Raw genomic sequence first — 18,175 nt, 5'->3', positions numbered from 1 at the left:
TGCTCGCCGCACGCCGAACGGATGTCGCACGCGTGCGCCGAGCCGCGCCACACGTTACGGCCGACCTCGCGGAAGTGACACGGGGGCGGGACCGTCGAGGTGATCGGGGCCGCAGCGCTCCGTGTCCGGCCGCTCACCCGAAGTCGCCCACGGGTGGGGCCGCAATCTTGACGGAGCGGTGCGAAAGGGGACACTCTGAGCGGGTGCTGGAAGGCCTCGGGGAGGGGGCCTTCGCCAGGCACATCTGGGGGGCTCATGGCCATAGGGGAGGCCGGCCTCGGGTCGGCGCGGCGTGGCTCACGGCCGAAGCGGCTGGAAGCGACGATGCGCGACAGACTCGGCCGGGAATGCGTGTATGTGCCGTCGTGCAGATTCGGGCTGTTCGTGGCCTTGCGCCACTGGTGCCCGCCCGGCGGACGCGTACTGATGTCGCCGGTCAACGACGACGTCATCTTCTTCGTCGTGCTCGCAGCAGGGCTCAGACCCGTGCAGGCGCCGTTGAACCCGTTGGACGCGTCGATCGACGTCGATGCCGTGCCCGACGAGACGTGGGGCTCGCTGGCCGGCGTCCTCACGACGAATCTGTACGGCAACCCGGACGACACACCGCGCCTGCGGCAGAAGTGCGACCAGCTGGGCATCCCTCTGTTCGAGGACGGGGCGCACGCGATCGGCAGCGAGGTGGGCGGCCGACCGGTCGGCGCCTGGGGCGACGCCTCCGTCTTCAGCCTCTCCAAGCATGTCGGCGCCAAATCCGGGGGATTCCTGGCCTGCGCCGACCCGGGGCTTCGCGAAGCCCTGGAGAAGACCTGCGAGGACCTGTTGCTGCCGGGCCGGTTCGCGGCCGAACTCGCCTTCGCCGTCCGGCCGTACGCGGAGGCGACCGTACGGGGGCTGCGGCTGCGGCGGGCCGCCTGGGCGACGATGCGGCTGCTCGGGCTGATGGAGCGGGAGGAGATCCGCATGCCGCTGCGGCCGGCCGAGCTGGCCAGGGCCGTCGACACGGCGCCGGACCTCGCCGCGCACGACTCGTGGGTGCGCGTCGACATGCACGACTACCGGCTGCGTTCCGGACCGCTCAGACTCGGGCGCGTCGTCCGCCGGCTGGACCGGCTGGACCGGGTGCTGGCAGCGTGCCGGGCGGGCACGGAGCTGCTGTTGTCCACACCGTGGGCGCGCCCCGGCGTTCCACGCGCCGAGAGCGTCCAACCTCTTTTCCGCGTACCCCTGTTCGTCGCCCACCGGGATGCGGCGAGGGCGGCTCTCGCCAGGCGGGGACTGATCGTCGGGTACCTCTATGACCCGCCGCTGGACGACTACGCGGGTGCCGCCTTCACCGACCTCTCGCCCGACCCGGCCGGGGCCCGCTGGTTCGCCCGGCACGCGCTGCCCGTCGACCCGCTGCGGGCCCGGCAGGCCGTCGAGGTGCTCCAGGAGTCCGGCGCACTGCCGGCCGACGCTCCGGGAGGGCTGGAGCCGACCCGTGGCTGAGACCCAGGCCGAGATCCAGGTGTCCGAGCTCTCGGCCCCAGCCGCCGGGAAGGAAGCGGGCGGTCCGGAGCCCGCCGACAGCACCCACGGCTCCGAATCCCTCTTCAGGAACGCCTACTTCCTCATGCTCAGCACGGGCGTCTCCGCCGTGCTGGGCCTGGGCTTCTGGCTGGTGGCGGCGCGCTACTACTCGGAGGAGGCCGTCGGCCAGGGCTCGGCCGCGATCGCGGCGATGCGGCTGCTCGCCAGCATCACCGCGACGACGATGATCGGAGCCGTCGTCCGCTTCGTGCCGCGCGCCGGACGGGCGACGGGCTCGCTGGTGTGGCGCGCCTACGCGGCCAGTTCGGTGGTCGTGGCGGTCGCCGCCTTCGTCTTCCTGCTCACGCTCGATCTGTGGGGGGCGACGTACGCGCCGCTCGGCACGGTCGCCGCAGGCGCGGCGTTCGTCGTCGCATGCGTGGCATGGGCGCTGCTCACCCTCCAGGACGGGGTGCTCACCGGTCTGCGCAGATCGGGCTGGGTGCCCATAGGAAACGCGGTGTTCTCGGTCGGCAAGCTGATCCTGCTGGTCGTGTTCGCGACGGCGCTGCCGGTGCTCGGCATCTTCGTGTCCTGGGCCGTCGCGATCGCGTTCTCGACGCTGCCGCTGGGCTGGTTGATCTTCCGCCGGCTGATCCCGCGTCAGGCCGCCGCCGACCGCGACCTCGAGCCTCCCGGGCTGCGCGAGATGGGCCGCTTCCTGGCCGGGGACTCGCTGGGCGCGCTGTTCAGCCTGGCGATGATCAACCTGCTGCCGGTGATGGTCGCCGTGCGCTTCAGCGCGGCGGAGAACGGCTACTTCTACGTGGCGTACACCGTCGGCGGCACGATGGAGTTCATGGCCATCAACATGGCCTCCTCGCTCACCGCGCACGCCTCGCACGACCCGCGGCAGCTCGCCGACGGCGTGCGCGGGGCGCTGCGCCGTATGACGCTGCTGCTGGTGCCGGTGGTGCTGGTGCTGGTGTTGTTCGCCCCGCAGGTCCTGCTCCCGTTCAACGAGGACTACGCCGAGCACGGCACCACCGTTCTGCGGCTGCTGGCGGCGGGAGCGCTGCCCCGGGTCGTGGTCGAGCTGTACATCGGGGTGCTGCGTGTGCAGGGCCGCACCGGGATGCTCGCGGCGCTCCAGGGCGCCATGTGCACGCTGGTGCTGGGCAGCGCGGCCGTGCTGTTCGAGCCGACGGGGATCGCGGGCGCGGGATGGGCGGTGCTGCTCAGCATGACCCTGATCGCCGCTGTCTCCGCCGTCGGTCTGCGCTCCGCGCTGCGTCGCAACGACCGCGTCCCCGTGGACCCGTCCGCCGCCGGCCCGGCCTACGGCACCCGCTGGGCACGGCTGAACGCCACCGCCGGGTACGGCACGAACTGGGCGCGTCGGGCGGCGTACGCGCGTGAAGGCGTCGACGAGGACACGGTCACCCTGTTCATCGGGCGTCCCGGGTACGAACGCGAGGCGCTGCAGGCGGACACCCTGGCACTGATCGTCCGGCCGCACGAGACGGTGAACCGGTCCGCGTCCTCCCGGTCCGCGTCCTCCCGGTCCGCGTCCTCCCGGTCCGTGTCCACCCGGTCTGTGACTTCCCGGTCCGCGTCATCCGGGTTCCGACCTGGGGCGGAGCCGGCCGAGGACGGCGTGGGGAGGGCCGGAGAGCGGTGGATCACGGGTGTCCTGGCGGGCCTGCTCGGCGCGGCCACCTTGGTCTTCTGGACGGCGCTGCGGGATCTGCCCTGGTTCGACGGTCCGTCCGCGGAGGTGCTGACTGGGCGACAGCTGTTGGCTGCGCTGCCGCTGACGGCGCTCGTCGCGGGGGGCCTGCTGCTGGCGGTGTTCGTCGGATCGGTGACGCTGCGCGCATCACGCGGCGCGTGGCTTCCGGGGGCGGCGCTGGGTTCCGCGCTGCTCGCCCTGTACGCCGTGCCCGTTGCCTTCGGATGGGAACCGACACCGGTCGGTGGGGCGTTGTACGCGAAGGCGGCCCGTCTCCTCGCGGACGGGGTGCGGCTCGACAGCGCCGAGCCGCTGCTGCGCTGGGCCCCGCCGGCCGTCCAACTGCTGTCTCTCATACCGCTGTGGCTGCTGCTGGCGCGCGTGGGCGGGCGCTTGACGTGGCCGGGGCGCTGGGGCGTCCTCTACCTCCTCGCGCTGGCCGGCTGGGTGTGGCGGCAGGAGCTCGCCCCGGTGGCGCTGCCCCTGTTCCTCGTCGTCGTCGCCGTCCTGGGCCTGTGGCTCCACCGGAGATCGGCTCGGTCCCGCCCGAGAACCCGGCCTCCGCTCGAGAACGCGGTTGTGTCCGAGAAGCGTCAACGGGACGGCACGGGCTGGTGGAAGTAGCCGTTCTTTCCGGCTTCCCGGTAGCCATCGAGGCCGGGGCCCTCGTTGACGGTCAGGTCGCACGCGGCGTCCTCGGAGGTCGGCCGGTTCCAGTGGACCAGCGCCCTCACCTCGGGGAGCTTCTTCACGGCGGCGGGAATCCGGGTGTACCAGTCGCGCTGGCGTTGTGGGGCGTCGGCGTCGGGCGCGGTGGCGAACTCCGCGAGCATCACCGGCTTGTCGTCGGAGATGTTCTCCCGCAGCCATTCGTAGCTTGGCCGTTGGCTGCGCAGGAAGTCCTTCCAGTCGGTCGTGCCGTGGCACTGGTAGTAGTTGTACTGGTCCATGGCGATCCAGTCGACGTACTCGTCGCCGGGGTAGAGCGCCTTCATGTCGGCGGCGCTGCCGAGATAGCCGGAGACGGTCCACACCCACACCACGTTGCCGGCGCCCAGCGCACGGAAGCGGTCGCGCACATGACGGTACGCGGCGACGAACTCCTCGGGGGTGCCTGCGCCTTCCTTGATGCGGGCGTCGGTCTCCTGGTCGAAGGACAGGAAGACGCGTTTGCCGTACGCCTTGATACGCCGGATCTGCGGGTCGAGGATCTTCGCGTCCAGCTTGCCGGAGGCGATGTTCTTCCAGCCGAGCTGGGTCTCCGTCCAGTTCTCGTGGTGCGGCTCGGTCCAGACGGTGGACTCCCAGGCCAGCATGAGCAGCCGGTCCCTGCCGAGTTCCTGTTCGTCCCGGGTGAGCAGTTGGCCGTCGAGCCGGGTGCCCGACATGTCGTGGTAGTTGTAGACGAGGTCGAGCTTGCGGCCGATCCTCTTCTCGAAGCCGAGCACCGCGTCCTTGAGCGAGCCGTTCTCCGCGTACGGCACGGCGGCGCCCCACCAGGCACCACAGCGTGGAACGAGAGTGTCGGTGGGGGCGCAGGGGCCGGTCGGCAGTGTGCCGGAGGCCGCGTTGTCGGGCAGGCCGTCCGCGGCGGAGCCCGGCTCCTCGGAGCGGCCGACCCAGACGCCGAGCCCGGCGAGCAGCGCGGCCACCGCCACCAGCACGACGGCGGTGTACGTGCGCCGCGAACCCCGCACGGGGTCTCCCAGGGCAACTGCCATGGAGCCTCGCAGGGTGCCTTCGGTGCCTTTGGCGGTTTCGGCTGCTTCGCCCACCGCACCCTTGGCGGTCTCTTGCGCGGCGCCCTCGGCGCCTCCCTCCGCGCCGTCCGCGGTGTGTTCCCCCGCGCCGTTCGCGGCACCCTTTATGCCGTCCCCGGGGGCGCGTTCCGTGCCGCCTTGCATGAGGTCCCCCCGGTCGGTGTGCGTGCCGCTGTCCGTGCGGTGTCCCAAGTCGCTCCTCGCTTCGGCTCGCGTGCCCGTCACGTCGTGCGACTCGGACGGCCGGCGTGGCCCGCGCAGCCGGTGTCGCCCCGTCATGTCCCACTACCGCCGAAGGGCCTGCGTTTCACTCTGGTGCGCTCGACCGCGCCCCGCCGCGCGGCGGGCAGCGGCAGTCCCGGCAGGGCCGCGGTCACCGTGGTGAACCCGGCGAGGGAGACGAGGAAGGCGGTCGACGAGAAGCTCTCCACCAGGAACAGCGAGGTGGCGGCGAGCACACCGAGCGAGAGGCTGATCGGCGCGGCGAGCGCGACGGCCTCCAGCCGGGCGCCGGAGGCCAGCCCGCCCGGCTGCGGGTACAGCGCCGCACAGCCCGGGCCGAACAGGACGAACAGCAGCACAGGTGCCCAACGCAGCGGAGAGGGGCCTGGAACGACGGTGGCGGCGAGCGCGAGCCAGCCCCAGGCCGCGACGAGGAGTCTGAGGCCGGTCGAGGCGCCCCCGAGGCCCCTGCCCTCTCCGGCGCCGTGGACGTTCGAGTCGTCCAACCCCGAGTTGTCCGCCCCTGAGTTGTACGAGACCGAGTTGTCCATGACCTCATGGCCCCTGACCTCGTGGCCCCGGACGTCTCGGCCGTCGGCCTCTCCACCGCCTGTTCCCGTGCCCCCCGGGCCCACTGCGCCCCCCGCGAAGCCCCCCGTACCCCCCGAGCCCCCTGTACTCCCCGTACGCCCCGTGGCTCCGCCACTGTGCCGGTCGCCGCGGGTTACGTGGCTGCTGACCTGGCTGGGCCCGGGGTCGCGACCGGTGTGGTCGTCGCCGATGCCCGCGGAGTCTGTGCTCGTCACTTCGATCACCTTGTGGTCGTTCGTCGTGGCCGTCCCGCAGTGGTGGCCGGGCGGTACTCCAGAACCACCCCGTACGGATGGCTCTCCACGGTTCGGAAGAGCGGCGAGGCGGACAGCTTCGAACGCAGGGTCGCGAAACCGCCGGGCGGCAGCAGGCCCTCTCCGGCGGCGTAGATGTCCTGCGTGCGGGTGAGGACGACGTACGCCTTCGTGCCGGGCGGGATCCCGGCGGCGAGGTAGGCGGCCGGGTCCTTCAGCATCTTCTCGTTCTCGGGCAACGCCTGTTCGGCGAAGAACCAGTGATCGAGACGGTCGTAGCGATGGAGCGCCTGCGGGAAGGAACCGCTGGTGGCGAGGATGAGCGAGCCGTCGGGGGCGTCGTCGAGGGTCTTGGTGACGAGCGCGGTCTCCTCGGGCGGTGTGTAGAACATCCTCTCCTTGCCGTAGTAGGACGGCAGGAAGCCGGCCAGCAGCGCCAGCAGGACCCCCGGCAGGGCGACGGCGGCGGCCCTGCGCCGCAGCACCCGCGCCCTGGTGCGACGGGTCCCCGCGACGGCGGGCACGAGCGCGGCGGCCGCGAAGAAGGCCGCACCGGGCAGGGCGAACAGATAGACGCGGAAGAGCATCTCGCCGCCGTAGTCGTTGACGGCGAACAACGGCACCGGGGCCGCGGAGACCAGCAGCAGCGGCAGTGCGCTGCGGGTCAGCCTGCGCCGCAGCACGACGGCTGTCCCGGCCAGGACGGCGATCGCCAGCACCATCACCACGTTCGCGGTGCCGGCGAGTTCGGGACCGGGACCGGTGAGCCGGCCGGCGTAGCCCGCGCGCGAGTTCTCCGTCAGATCGCCGAGCGACTTCCTGACGGTGGAGAGCGTCTCCACGAACAGCGGTCGCCCCATGGTCAGGTCCCAGGTGAGCATCAGCAGCGCGGCGACGATCAGCAGCCCGTAGTTGCGGTAGCGGCGGGTGAAGCTGAGGGCGAGCAGACAGATGGTGAGCATCACCGGGGTGAGCTGGTGCGTGGCGTTGATCGCGGCGATCAGCGGGGCCAGGATCACCACGCACACCGCGCGCTGCCCGTTCCCCGTGGGCGGCGGGACGGGGGCGGCCACGGGGTCGAGGTAGGTGCGGTCCCGCAACCGTCCCGCGGAGCCCGGCCGCACGAAGTGCCGCAGCACCACGGCGAGGACCGTCAGATGCAGCAGGTAGGCGAGCGCCTGGGGGGCGAAGTAGTCCTGGCCCACCCAGTTGGCGAGTTCGAAGATCCAGACGGCGGTCCAGATCAGTCGCCAGTCCTCGCAGAAGGTGCGGTAGATCAGCACCAGCACCGGGATCATGAGCAGGCCGAAGACGATCGGCGCCCAGTTGGCGTACGCGGCTGCGCTCTCCACGTCGAAGGCGCGCACCAGGCCCGCGTTGAGCGTGAAGAAGCCCGGCCACTGGTCGTACGCGGACATGTTGCCCGACAGGCCGGCTCCCGGCCGCAGCTCACCGTTGGCGAGCAGTGTGCTGACGACGGCGTCGTGCTTGGAGGACCACGGGTAGCGAACGGCGTCGTACAGCACGGCGGGCGGCGCCTTGAGCGCGAACAGCAGTGCGGCGCAGTGCGCGGCCGGCCACCAGGGCGCGGTGCCCGCGCGCCGCAGACTGAGGACGAAGCCCGCGGTGAGGACCAGCAACGACAGGTAGTAGGCGGCCGGGAGACGGTCCAGCAGGCCGTAGTCGTCCATCTCCCGGAAGCCGATGCGGGGCAGCGAGTACACCCACAGCCCGGCGGCGAGCAGCAGGGTCAGCAGACCGGCGTCCGGTGAAGCGCGCCGAAGCCGCCAGGATCCGCGGTCACCGCCGCCTGTACGGCCGACGAGCCCCGCGCCGGCGTCGACATCGGCGTCCAGGTCAGGAGCGGACGGCACGCTGCTCCGAGTGGCCGGTACGGGCACATGTGGCTGCACGCTCTGGCTCCCTCCCCCGGGCCAAGTATAGGAAATACGTCTGCTTTTCACACCAAAACAACCTCAGCCGGCGAACACGGGACCGTACACGGTGGCGCGGGCGCGGCGGTACCACCGCCAGCCGACCGTCTTCAACCCGTCGCGATACGGGGCGACACGGGCCCCGGAGCCCGCCAGCCAGCCCTCGACGTCGGCGACCGTGTGGCCGCGGCGCACGATGAGGCGGGCGATGCGGTAGGACTCGTCGCGGTCCGAACTGAGGGCGTGCCGTACTGCGGTGGCCGTCTCGTAGCCCGCGGCGGCCGCCATGCGCCGCACCCGGCCGCTGTTGTAGCCGTGCGGGTAGGCGAGATGCCGGACGCGGTGGCCGAGGGCGTCCTCCAGGACCGAGCGCGAGGCTCGCAGCTCGTGTGCCAGCGCCCGGGGCGCGAGGGCGTCCAACTGGGCGTGGGTGACCGTGTGACTGCCGATCTCCATGCCGCACTGCTCCAGCCGCGCCGCCTGCTCCAGCGTCATCATCGGCGCGGGCGGCAGCAGACTGCGTTCGCCCGGCACGATGGCGCCGGTGGTGAGGTAGGCAGTGGCGGGCAGTCCGCGTCCGGCGAGCGCCTCGGCGGTCGCACCGGGCAGGTCGGCGAAGCCGTCGTCGAAGGTGAGCAGAACCGGCCGGGACGGCAGCGGCGCCCGTCCCGCGAGGTGGTCGGCGAGCGCGCTGATCGTGACGGGCGTACGGCCGCTGTCGACGACGGCGCGCAGATGCTCGCCGAACTGCCGGGGGCTGACGGTGAACTCGGCGATCCAGTCGGGCGGATCCTCCATCACGGCGTGATAGAGGAACACGGGAATGCAGTCGACGCCGCCGGAACCGCCGACGCGGTCGACGCCGCCGGAACCATCGACGCGGCCAACGCCGCCGCACCAGCCCCCCGCGCGGCCAACGCCCCCGGCGCCACCCGCACCGTCGACGCCGCCGGAACCGCCGACGCCGCCTCTGTTGTCACCGGCGCCGCTGCGCGTGCCCGCCGTCATCGTGCGGCCCTCCGCAGCGCGCGACGGGCTCGCAGGTAGCCCACGGGTCCGTAGAGCATGCCGCGTCGCTGGAGCCGGGACAGCCGCCCGGGCCAGGCGTGGGTCCGGTCGTCGTGCCCACCGGGCGCCCCTGTCGACCCGCCTGCCTCCGCCCCCGCCTCCCGGCTCGCCGTCAGGGTGCGCGCGTAGGCGAGTCCCCGGGGCAGCCGGGCGAGGAACGAGGGCAGCAGGCCGGGGCGGTTGACGAGGATCGCCGTGAGGTAGGCGGTGAGGCCGGCGCCGTAGCCGTACGCCTGGGTCTCCAGGTCCCGCCAGGTCTCACGGTGGTGGTGCCAGACCAGGGCCTTCGGGGTGTAGTGCAGCCGGTACCCCTCCGCCAGGACGCGGACGAACCCGTAGAGGTCGTCGCCGCCCCGGGCGGGCGTGCCCGCACCCGTCGCCGGGTCGAAGCCGCCGACCGCCCGTAGCACGTCCGTACGGAACGCCATGCTGGCGCCGGAGCCGAAGCGGCCCGCGGTGAAGGGGAACAGCGGCTCGTCGGCGGGCGGGTCGTACGGGTCGTACGTCCGTGCCGTGAAGCCCTTGGCGAAGCCGCCGTGGCTCTCGAGGAGGACCTGGGCCCGGGTGCCCAGCCGGGCCGGAAGGATGAGGCCGGTCGCGCAGCCGAGACCCGGGTCGGCCGCGAAGGGCGCGGTGAGTTCCGTGAGCCAGCGCGGGTCCGCCACGACGTCGTCGTCGGTGAAGGCGACCACCTCGCCGCACGCCGCATGGACGCCCTTGTTGTGCGCGACGGCGAGACCGGGCGTCGGCTCGGACATGTAGCGCACCCGCTCGGCGTACTTGCGCTCGACCAGGTTCCGGGTCGCGTCCGTGACGGGCGCGTTGTCGACGACGAGGATCTCGAAGTCGGGATGGTCCTGGGCGAGGAGCGAGTCGAGGGCGTGGGCGAGCTTGTCGGCGCGTTCGCGGGTGGCGACGACGACTGTGGTGAACGGCACGACTGTGGTGAACGGCACGACAGTGGTGGGCGGAGCAACGGTGCTGGGCGGGGCGACGCCGGCGGGGGCGGAGACACTCGTGGGCGGGGCGGTCGTGGGCGGGGCGACGTCGACGAGTGGTACGGGCGCCGGCCCGGGCAGGTCGGCCGGGCCCGCGGCGCTCGCGGAGAAGGCTTCGTTCCGAGCGGCCAGCTCCCGCAGGACCGTCCTCGGATCGGCGCCTTCCGGTACCTGCCCGAGGAACGTACCGACAGGTCGGCCACCCCTCCTGACCAGCACGAACACCTCGCCGTGGGTGACGGGCGGGCTGCCCGGACCAGGTCTGAGCGCGCCACCGTCGTCCAGTTCCAGCTCGGCGATCTGCACCGGCCGGATGCCGAGGAACCTCTCGATCTCCTGCTGCGCACCTCTTGCGCGGGACATGAACCCCCCTCGTCTCATGACCGTGCCTGCCGTGCTGACCGTGCCTGCCATGCCTGCCGTGCTGACCGTGCCTGCCGTGCTGACGAACCGGCCGGGCTGACAGAGCCGACTGCGCCGACGAAGTCGGCCTGTGCCGACGTGTTGACCGGCGGCCACCTGCGTCAGCGCCGGCGCAGTCGGCCCGCGCCCTTCAAGGTCCGTGCGGCCGCCGCGGCGAGCCTCGGCCGGTTGCGCACGAAATGGTGCGCCCGGCGGGACGGTTCACGGCTGAGCCAGTAGAGGGCGGCGCCCACCCCCGGACGCGTCCACGCTCCCTCGTACACGGGTAGCTCCCCGGTCTTCAGCGAGTCCTTGTACTCGGCCGCACCGCGTCCCAGATCGAGCAGGCCGATGCCCTCGGCGGCGGCCGACTCGGCCATCCGCAGATGCAGCACCAGACCGGGCGAGAACTTCGCGAACTCCGGGTCGTACGCCGGGAACCAGCAGGCGAGGACGGCCGAGGAGCGCAGGCCGAAGTGCGCGGCGACGGGCCGGTCGCCGGCGTAGAGGACGGACAGGGTGCCGGAGCACTCCGGCGCGCGCCTCTCGGCGAGCGCGGCCACGAGCCGGGTGATCCACTCCTGGGCGAAACGGTCCCGCCGGCCGGTCCTGCGGTACTGCGCGGACTTCCACGCCATGAGCGTGCGCAGCGCGGCCGGGTCCCGCTCGTCGAAGACGAACCGCAGCTCACCAACCTGCCTGCCGAGCCTGCGTTCCTTGGCGAGCGTCGTCTTCAGGAACTTCGGCGACTGCGCGCGCAGTACGGACTCGTAGGTCTCGTAACCCTTCTCCACGTCGATGACGTAGGAGGCGTACTCCGCGGCCGCGTGCGGCACGAAGAGCCCTTGTTCCGCCTCCAGGTTGTCGAAGGCGAAGCTCGACAGGGAGCACGCCCGCATCAGTTCGGCGGCGTTCAGCCCGTAACCCGGCGCCAGCACCGCGCCCTGCGCGTCCGAGACGCCGTACGCGAGAGCCTGGCCCTGGCCGAACCGACCGCGCTCGTGGGGCAGGAAGCCGACCGGTTCCCGTCCCTCGTACACCACCGCCACACGCGTGCGTGGCCGTACGAGGGCCACCGCGTCGGTGAACTCCGGTTCCATGAACGGGTTTCGCGGAAGCGTCGAGGCGGCACGCAACGCGCGCCACCGCTCCCTCTCCCCCTCGCCGAGGTCCTGCGGCCTCAGCACGCGAATGCGCCCACTGCTCAACCTGACCCCCCGATCAAGTCCCCCCTGGACACTTGGACGGTACCGCTCCATCGGGGCGTCGCGGTAGGTAGCGTCGCATGCTGTTGCCAACCGGTGCAGAGGCCCTTAATCGTCCGCTACCCGGCGATGCGCCAGAAAGCCAATTCTTTGAGCAAGCCGTCAACCACCGCACGTCAGTCCCAGAAGGGGAGTTGACAGAACCGGACAGGACCGGGCCGCTGTTCGGTCCGCGTCGAACCGGAGGGGCGCGGGATCCGTATTCTCTGATCATGGCCGCACCCACCGCATATACCGCGCGCACCGCGTACTCGCTCATCGCCACCGACCTGGACGGAACGCTGCTCCGCGGCGACGACACCTTCTCCGACCGGTCGCTCGACGCGCTCGCGCGGGTGGCGGCCGCCGGCGCACGCCACCTGGTGGTGACCGGACGTCCCGCGCCCCGGGTGCGGCCGCTGCTCGACCGTCTGCACAGCAGGGGGCTCGCGGTGTGCGGACAGGGCGCGCAGTTGTACGACGCCGGCGCGGATCGTCTGCTGTGGTCGGTCACCCTGGACCGGGAGCTGGCCGAGACAGCGCTCGGCAAGATCGAGGCGGAGGTCGGACAGCTGTACGCGGCCGTCGACCAGGACGGCGTCGACGGGCTGACGCTCATCGAGCCGGGCTACCGGATGCCGCACCCGACGCTGCCCGCCCTGCGCGTCGGCCGGCGCGACGACCTGTGGTGCGAGCCCATCAGCAAGGTGCTGCTGCGCCATCCCTTCCTGTCCGACGACGAGTTGGCGGCGACCGCCCGCTCGGTGGTCGGCTCGCTCGCCACCGTCACGATGTCGGGGCCGGGAACGGTCGAACTGCAGCCCTGCGGGATCACCAAGGCGACGGGTCTGGCCCTGGCCGCCGAACACCTGGGGCTGCGGCCCGAGGACACCGTCGCCTTCGGCGACATGCCCAACGACATCCCGATGTTCGACTGGGCGGCGCGCGGGGTCGCCATGGCGAACGCGCATCCGGAGCTCAAGGCGGTGGCCGACGAGGTCACGACGTCGAACGAGGACGACGGCGTGGCCGTCGTCCTCGAGCGACTGTTCCCGTGAGCCCGCGGGCCGCTGCCTGATCGGTCAGTACGCGCCGAACACGTTGTCGATCGAGCCGTAGCGCGCGGCCGCGTAGTTGCAGGCGGCGGTGATGTTCGCGACCGGGTCGTACGAGTCCCAGGACGTGCCGTCGACGTGGTAGGCGCGGAAGGTCGGGTCGATGACCTGCAGCAGCCCCTTGGACGGGATGCCCGCGGCCGCGTTGGAGTCCCACAGGTTGATGGCGTAGGGGTTGCCCGAGGACTCGCGGATGACGTTGCGGTAGATGCCGTCGTACGTGCCCGGGATGCCGTGCTGCGCCATGACGTGGAGGGACGCGCGGATCCAACCGTCGAGGTTGTCGGAGTAGCCGAGGCTGGTGGCGGTGGCGACGGTCGGGGTCGCCGCGGAGGCGCTGGTCGCGCCGATCAGCGGGAGTGCCAGCACGGCGATCCCGGTGCCGGCGACGGCGAGCTTGCGGGCGAGACGGGACGTGCGGGTGCGGCGGGGAGCAGCAGCGGACATGACGGATTTCCTCTCCGGCGCCTGCGAGGTGAGCTGTCGGGTTCGGGCGGGAGCTGCCCGGTCGCGTCCTGACGGTCGTGACTTCACCCCAAGCCGTGACGGACTGTCCGAGACATCCTGAAAATCCAGGACGTCAGGAACGTCCGCCGCGGCGACTTACCTGGTTCCCCCGCTCCTGCCGTGCGTTCTCGGTGGGTGTCATGGGCGGCGGCAGGATTAGGCGTCCGCCCGACAGGCCGGGAACGTATGCGAGAGCACATGTCCGGAACAAGTAGCGAATTCACAGATGCACCCTATTGACCTTGGTCTGTGGCCTATGGGGTGCTTGATCCTTTGTGGGTGCAAAGCGTCAACTCGCTTGAGGGGTGCGGAGGATCGGCGAAGGGCGGACCGGGGTCGGCCCGTGCGGTGAAGTGAGCCAAGTCACCGGCGTCCACAAGAGTGATGAAACGGGCATTAGGTCCAACTCATAGTCAATGGGCGGTCGATGGGTCGTTGGTCGGCGCCCGCCGTCGGGGGCCTGTTTTTCTCCGGCGCTTACGTGACAGGCGTCACGCCCGGCGGCGGGAGCGGCGGGGCGCGGGGGGCGGGGGAGTGTGGGGAGAGGTCGCAAGGAGGCGGCGCGGGGAGGCGGCGGCGCAGGGTGGCCTGCTCAGATGCGCCCCCACTTGGGGTCACCCCCTCGGGGTCGCCCTCCTCGGGGCGGCCGGCCCGCATGCGGGCGCGTTCCCCATGCGTCCCGTCGGCGCCGGCAGGGGGCGCGCCCTGGATTTCGACGGAGGTGTCGCGGGTTTCGACGGGGGTCCCGTCCGGCGTGTCGCCGCCAGGCGGGTGCCGGTTCCGCGGGCTGCCGGGTTCGGGTCGGCCTCGGCGGGTGGCGGGGGGCATGAAACGCTACCCTCGGGTAATCCGATGGATGTCTGCCCATATGGCCTGATCAGAAACTTAGAGGGCGTAATCCGGTACTGCCCGGCATGGCGGAGGCACCTCCCGGGCGAGTGCATTCGAGCTCGGGGGACGTGGGGGCTATCGGTGATCGAAACGTGACCGGATACGCTGACTTGAGTGAGGGCAGCGACCTATCGACAAACCGCGTAATCGCCAGTAGACACCAGCAGACAGGAGACCCCTCGTGACCGTCGTCGGGCCGTTCGGGCTGAGCGTGCGGGACCAGGCTCTCGAAGCCGATGTCCAGGCCGGATTGACGGCTGTCGAGGAAGGCTTGCTCGAGGCCACCAAGAGTGCGGTTCCCTTCATCACGGAGGCCGCCCAGCACCTCGTGCGGGCGGGCGGGAAGCGGTTCCGGCCGCTGCTCGTGGTGCTCGCCTCGCAGTTCGGTGACCCCTACGCGCCGGGTGTCGTGCCGTCGGCCGTCGTGGTGGAGCTGACCCACCTGGCCACGCTGTACCACGACGACGTGATGGACGAGGCCGCCGTGCGGCGCGGGGTGCCCAGCGCGAACGCCCGCTGGGGGAACTCCGTCGCCGTCCTCACGGGAGACTTCCTCTTCGCGCGCGCCTCGCACATCCTGGCCGACCTCGGACCGGAGGCGGTGCGGGTGCAGGCGGAGGCGTTCGAGCGGCTGGTCACCGGGCAGATCCTGGAGACGGCGGGGCCCACGGACGGGCGCGACCCGGTCGAGCACTACCTCGACGTCCTCGGCGGCAAGACCGGCTCGCTGGTCGCGGTGGCGTGCCGGTTCGGCGCGATGATGTCGGGCGCCGACGAGACCGTCGTCGACGTCCTGACGCAGTACGGCGAGCGGCTGGGCGTCGCGTTCCAGCTGGCGGACGACGTCCTGGACATCGCTTCCGACTCGCACGAGTCCGGCAAGACGCCCGGAACGGATCTGCGCGAGGGCGTTCCCACGCTGCCCGTGCTGCGGCTGCGGGAGAGGGCGGCGCGGCTGTCGCTGCCCGAGGACATCGCCCTGTGCGAGCTGCTGGACTCCGACCTGAGCGACGACGCCCGGCTCGCCGAGGCCCTGGAGGCGCTCCGGGCCCACCCGGCGCTGGAGCAGGCCCGCCGGGACACGGTGCGGTACGCGGAGGACGCTCGCGCTGCCCTGGCGCCGCTGCGGGAGTGCGACGCGAAGGCGGCGCTGCTGGAACTCTGCGACGCGGTGGTCCACCGAGCCGGCTGACCCGGCCCGCGCCCCACCCCTCACTTCCTCGCCCCCACCACCCCTCGCCCTCGTCCCCGTCACGTCCGGTACCGCGCGTCGAGCCCCGGCCGCGGCCCCTGCGCCGGCCCGCCGGGCAGGCGGGCCGGCGGACCGGCGCAGGGGGTCGCCGGACGGAAGCCTTCCTCGCGCCTGCCGCCTCCGCTCCGCCGATCGAGCGGACCGGCCACCCCTACGGGTAGGGGGCGGTCTCGGCGGGTCGTGTCATACCGCAGGCGTACGCGGAGTTGAGTCCCCGGGTTGACGCTTCCGAGTGGCCGATTTGGTCAGATGGTGACTACGGAAAACACCACTCCTCACCGATTCGGGTGAGAATGGCGGCTTGGGGCGGGGAAACGCAGCGTGATGACCAGCCGCCGCCGACGACGGAGGTAAGGCACACATGGCACCGAAGGCATCCGACGACACCATCACCGGCGGGGAGGCGGCCGGCGGGGAGGTCGACGACCTGCGTCCCGGGCGGCGCAAGGCCGTGCGGTACGTCGTCCCGGTCACCGTGATCGGTGTCGCGGCGGCGACGATCGGGCTCGTCCCGGCGCTCGCCGACTCCGGCGATCCCGACCTGCCGAAGATCACCGCGCAGCAGCTCCTCGACAAGATCGCCGCCTCGGACGTGCAGCAGCTGTCCGGAACGGTGAAGATCACCACCGATCTCGGGCTGCCCGACCTCGGCGGGCTGGAGAGCGGGCTCCTCTCCGGAGTCGCCCAGGGCGATGACGGTTCGTCCGCCGACCCCTCCGCCAAGCTCACCGAACTGGCCTCCGGCACGCACACCCTGCGCGTCGCCGCCGACGGCCCGGACAAGCAGAAGCTCTCGCTGCTGGAGAACGCCGCCGAGTACAGCGTCATCCACAACGGCAAGAACGTGTGGGGGTACGACAGCGGATCCAACGAGGTCTACCACTCCACCGTCGACGAGAGCTCCGACAAGGCGCGGACCCCCGTTCCCGCCACGCCCAAGGACCTCACCGAGGACGCCCTCAAGGCGGTCGACGACACGACCTCCGTGACCGTCGACGGCACCGTCCAGGTCGCCGGCCGCGACGCCTACAAGCTGCTGGTCAAGCCGAAGCAGTCCGGTTCCACGGTCGGTGCGGTCAGCGTGGCCGTGGACGCGAAGACGGGCCTGCCGCTGAAGTTCACGCTCACCCCGGCGAGCGGCGGCGCCGCCGTCGTGGACGCGGGCTTCACCCAGGTCACCTTCGCCAAGCCCGCCGCGTCCACCTTCGACTTCACCGCCCCCAAGGGCGCGAAGGTCACCGAGGGCGACGAGATCGACGAGAGCGGCAAGGGCGACGAGGGGAGCAGGCCGGCTCCCGGGCAGCGCGAGCCCGACGACTTCGCCGGGGGCCTCGGCGGCCCGGACGGTCCCGAGGGCCTCAACGTCATCGGCGAGGGCTGGACCTCCGTCGCCACCTTCGACACCGGCGGCGAGGGCGTGCCCTCGGGCGCCGAGGCCGGCGGCGACCTCGGTGGCTTCCTGGGCTCCTTCGGCGACAAGGTGAACGGCAAGTTCGGCTCCGGAACCGTCTTCTCCACCCGCCTGATCAACGCCCTGATCACGGACGACGGCAAGGTCTACGTCGGCGCGGTCACCAAGGACGCCCTGGTGAAGGCCGCCGACGCGGCGAAGTGAGCGCAGCGGAGCGGGAGTGAGCCGCAGCCGAGGACGTGCGCCCTGTGGGCCGAGGGGCGTGGAGGGGGAGCCGGTGAGGGAGTCCATGGACGATGACGACGACGCCGTCATCCGCACGCGCGCCCTCACCAAGCGCTACCGGGGCGGACAGCTCGCCGTCGACGGTCTCGACCTGACCGTCCCGGCGGGCAGCGTCTTCGGCTTCCTCGGTCCCAACGGCTCCGGCAAGACCACCACCATCCGCATGCTGATGGGGCTCATCGAGCCCACGGCCGGCTCGGCCCGCGTCCTGGGGCAACCCATGCCGCGGGCCGCCCGCTCCGTACTGCCGCACGTCGGGGCCCTCATCGAGGGCCCCGCCCTCTACGGCTTCCTCTCCGGCCGTGACAACCTCCTCCGCTACGACGCCGCCGACCCGACCGCCGACCCGCGCACCCGGCGGGAGCGCGTCGGGGCGACCCTGGAACGGGTGGGGCTGACGGCCGCCGCCGGCAAGAAGGCGAAGGCGTACTCGCTCGGCATGAAGCAGCGGCTGGGTCTGGCCGCCGCCCTCCTCCGGCCGCGCCGTCTGCTCGTCCTCGACGAGCCGACCAACGGACTGGATCCGCAGGGCATGCGTGAGATCCGTTCCCTCGTCCGGGAGTTGGCCGCGGAGGGCACGACCGTCTTCCTCTCCTCTCACCTGCTCGACGAGATCGAGCAGGTGTGCACGCATGCGGCCGTGATGGCGCAGGGGCGGCTGATCGTCCAGGGTCCGGTGGGCGAACTGGCGGCGGGAACGCGCGGCAGGCTGGTCGTGACGACCCCGGACGCCGCCGACGCGGCCCGGGTGCTGAAGGAACAGGGAGCGGGCGACGTCGTCGTGGCCGAGGACCGCGTCAGCGCGGAGGCGCCGCCTCCGGGTCGCGATCCGGCCGATCTGAACAGCGCGTTGGTGACGGCGGGCGTCCGCGTCCGTGGCTTCACCGTCGAACGGGCCTCTCTGGAGGACGCGTTCGTGGCTCTCACGGGGGAGGGGTTCGATGTCGCGGGCTGAAGCGGGGACGACGGACGACCGGAACCCGACCCCGCACGCCGG

The 18,175-nt window shown here is 72.0% G+C and carries 13 protein-coding genes and 1 riboswitch; of the genes, 6 read left to right on the top strand and 7 right to left on the bottom strand.

What is annotated here, in order from left to right:
• The first annotated feature begins 255 nt into the window (after positions 1-255).
• Both ACZ7DE_RS04015 and ACZ7DE_RS04010 read left to right on the top strand, forming a co-directional pair.
• The gene (locus ACZ7DE_RS04015; RefSeq protein ID WP_470757609.1) at positions 256-1,491 is read left to right on the top strand and encodes a DegT/DnrJ/EryC1/StrS family aminotransferase; all 1,236 of its coding nucleotides are present in this window, start codon (positions 256-258) and stop codon (positions 1,489-1,491) included.
• The gene (locus ACZ7DE_RS04010; RefSeq protein ID WP_470757607.1) at positions 1,484-3,868 is read left to right on the top strand and encodes a lipopolysaccharide biosynthesis protein; all 2,385 of its coding nucleotides are present in this window, start codon (positions 1,484-1,486) and stop codon (positions 3,866-3,868) included. Before ACZ7DE_RS04015 ends, ACZ7DE_RS04010 begins: the two co-directional genes overlap by 8 nt.
• Here the strand turns inward: ACZ7DE_RS04010 and ACZ7DE_RS04005 are convergent.
• The 6 genes from ACZ7DE_RS04005 to ACZ7DE_RS03980 form a co-directional block, all read right to left on the bottom strand.
• Positions 3,838-5,196 (bottom strand): glycoside hydrolase family 26 protein, encoded by a 1,359-nt coding sequence (locus tag ACZ7DE_RS04005; protein ID WP_470757605.1) that lies wholly within the window; start codon positions 5,194-5,196, stop codon positions 3,838-3,840. The two genes, ACZ7DE_RS04010 and ACZ7DE_RS04005, sit on opposite strands and share 31 nt — an antisense overlap.
• Before the next feature lie 83 nt (positions 5,197-5,279).
• Positions 5,280-5,777, bottom strand: a complete 498-nt coding sequence (locus ACZ7DE_RS04000) for a hypothetical protein (RefSeq protein ID WP_470757603.1) — start codon at positions 5,775-5,777, stop codon at positions 5,280-5,282.
• 260 nt (positions 5,778-6,037) lie between these two features.
• A complete protein-coding gene (locus ACZ7DE_RS03995; RefSeq protein WP_470757601.1) occupies positions 6,038-7,945 on the bottom strand; it encodes a hypothetical protein in 1,908 nt (635 codons plus the stop codon).
• Positions 7,946-8,047: 102 nt separating this feature from the next.
• Positions 8,048-8,803 (bottom strand): polysaccharide deacetylase family protein, encoded by a 756-nt coding sequence (locus ACZ7DE_RS03990; RefSeq protein WP_470757599.1) that lies wholly within the window; start codon positions 8,801-8,803, stop codon positions 8,048-8,050.
• Between the two features lie 206 nt (positions 8,804-9,009).
• Positions 9,010-10,434 carry a glycosyltransferase family 2 protein gene (locus ACZ7DE_RS03985; protein ID WP_470757597.1) on the bottom strand — a complete coding sequence of 475 codons (1,425 nt, stop codon included), beginning with the start codon at positions 10,432-10,434 and terminating at the stop codon, positions 9,010-9,012.
• 161 nt (positions 10,435-10,595) lie between these two features.
• Positions 10,596-11,660 (bottom strand): GNAT family N-acetyltransferase, encoded by a 1,065-nt coding sequence (locus ACZ7DE_RS03980; RefSeq protein ID WP_470757594.1) that lies wholly within the window; start codon positions 11,658-11,660, stop codon positions 10,596-10,598.
• A gap of 290 nt (positions 11,661-11,950) precedes the next feature.
• On the opposite strand from ACZ7DE_RS03980, the gene ACZ7DE_RS03975 reads away from it, so the two are divergent.
• A complete protein-coding gene (locus ACZ7DE_RS03975; protein WP_470757592.1) occupies positions 11,951-12,775 on the top strand; it encodes an HAD family hydrolase in 825 nt (274 codons plus the stop codon).
• A 24-nt stretch (positions 12,776-12,799) separates the two neighbouring features.
• On the opposite strand, the gene ACZ7DE_RS03970 is transcribed toward ACZ7DE_RS03975, so the two are convergent.
• A complete protein-coding gene (locus ACZ7DE_RS03970) occupies positions 12,800-13,279 on the bottom strand; it encodes a transglycosylase SLT domain-containing protein (RefSeq protein ID WP_470757590.1) in 480 nt (159 codons plus the stop codon).
• Between the two features lie 3 nt (positions 13,280-13,282).
• Positions 13,283-13,483, bottom strand: a riboswitch (cyclic di-AMP (ydaO/yuaA leader).
• Positions 13,484-14,411: 928 nt separating this feature from the next.
• Here ACZ7DE_RS03970 and ACZ7DE_RS03965 point away from each other — a divergent pair.
• The 3 genes from ACZ7DE_RS03965 (at position 14,412) to ACZ7DE_RS03955 (ending at position 18,133) form a co-directional block, all read left to right on the top strand.
• Positions 14,412-15,422: a polyprenyl synthetase family protein gene (locus tag ACZ7DE_RS03965; RefSeq protein ID WP_470757588.1), complete on the top strand. Its 1,011-nt coding sequence runs from the start codon at positions 14,412-14,414 to the stop codon at positions 15,420-15,422.
• A 421-nt stretch (positions 15,423-15,843) separates the two neighbouring features.
• Complete coding sequence (locus tag ACZ7DE_RS03960) at positions 15,844-17,097, top strand: LolA family protein (protein WP_470757586.1); 1,254 nt, start codon at positions 15,844-15,846, stop codon at positions 17,095-17,097.
• 85 nt (positions 17,098-17,182) lie between these two features.
• Complete coding sequence (locus ACZ7DE_RS03955; RefSeq protein ID WP_470757584.1) at positions 17,183-18,133, top strand: ABC transporter ATP-binding protein; 951 nt, start codon at positions 17,183-17,185, stop codon at positions 18,131-18,133.
• Positions 18,134-18,175: the final 42 nt, after the last annotated feature.

This window comes from Streptomyces sp. NPDC037083, assembly GCF_055606485.1.
The sequence above is the reverse complement of the archived record's forward strand: the minus strand, read 5'-3'. Positions and strand labels throughout refer to the sequence as shown.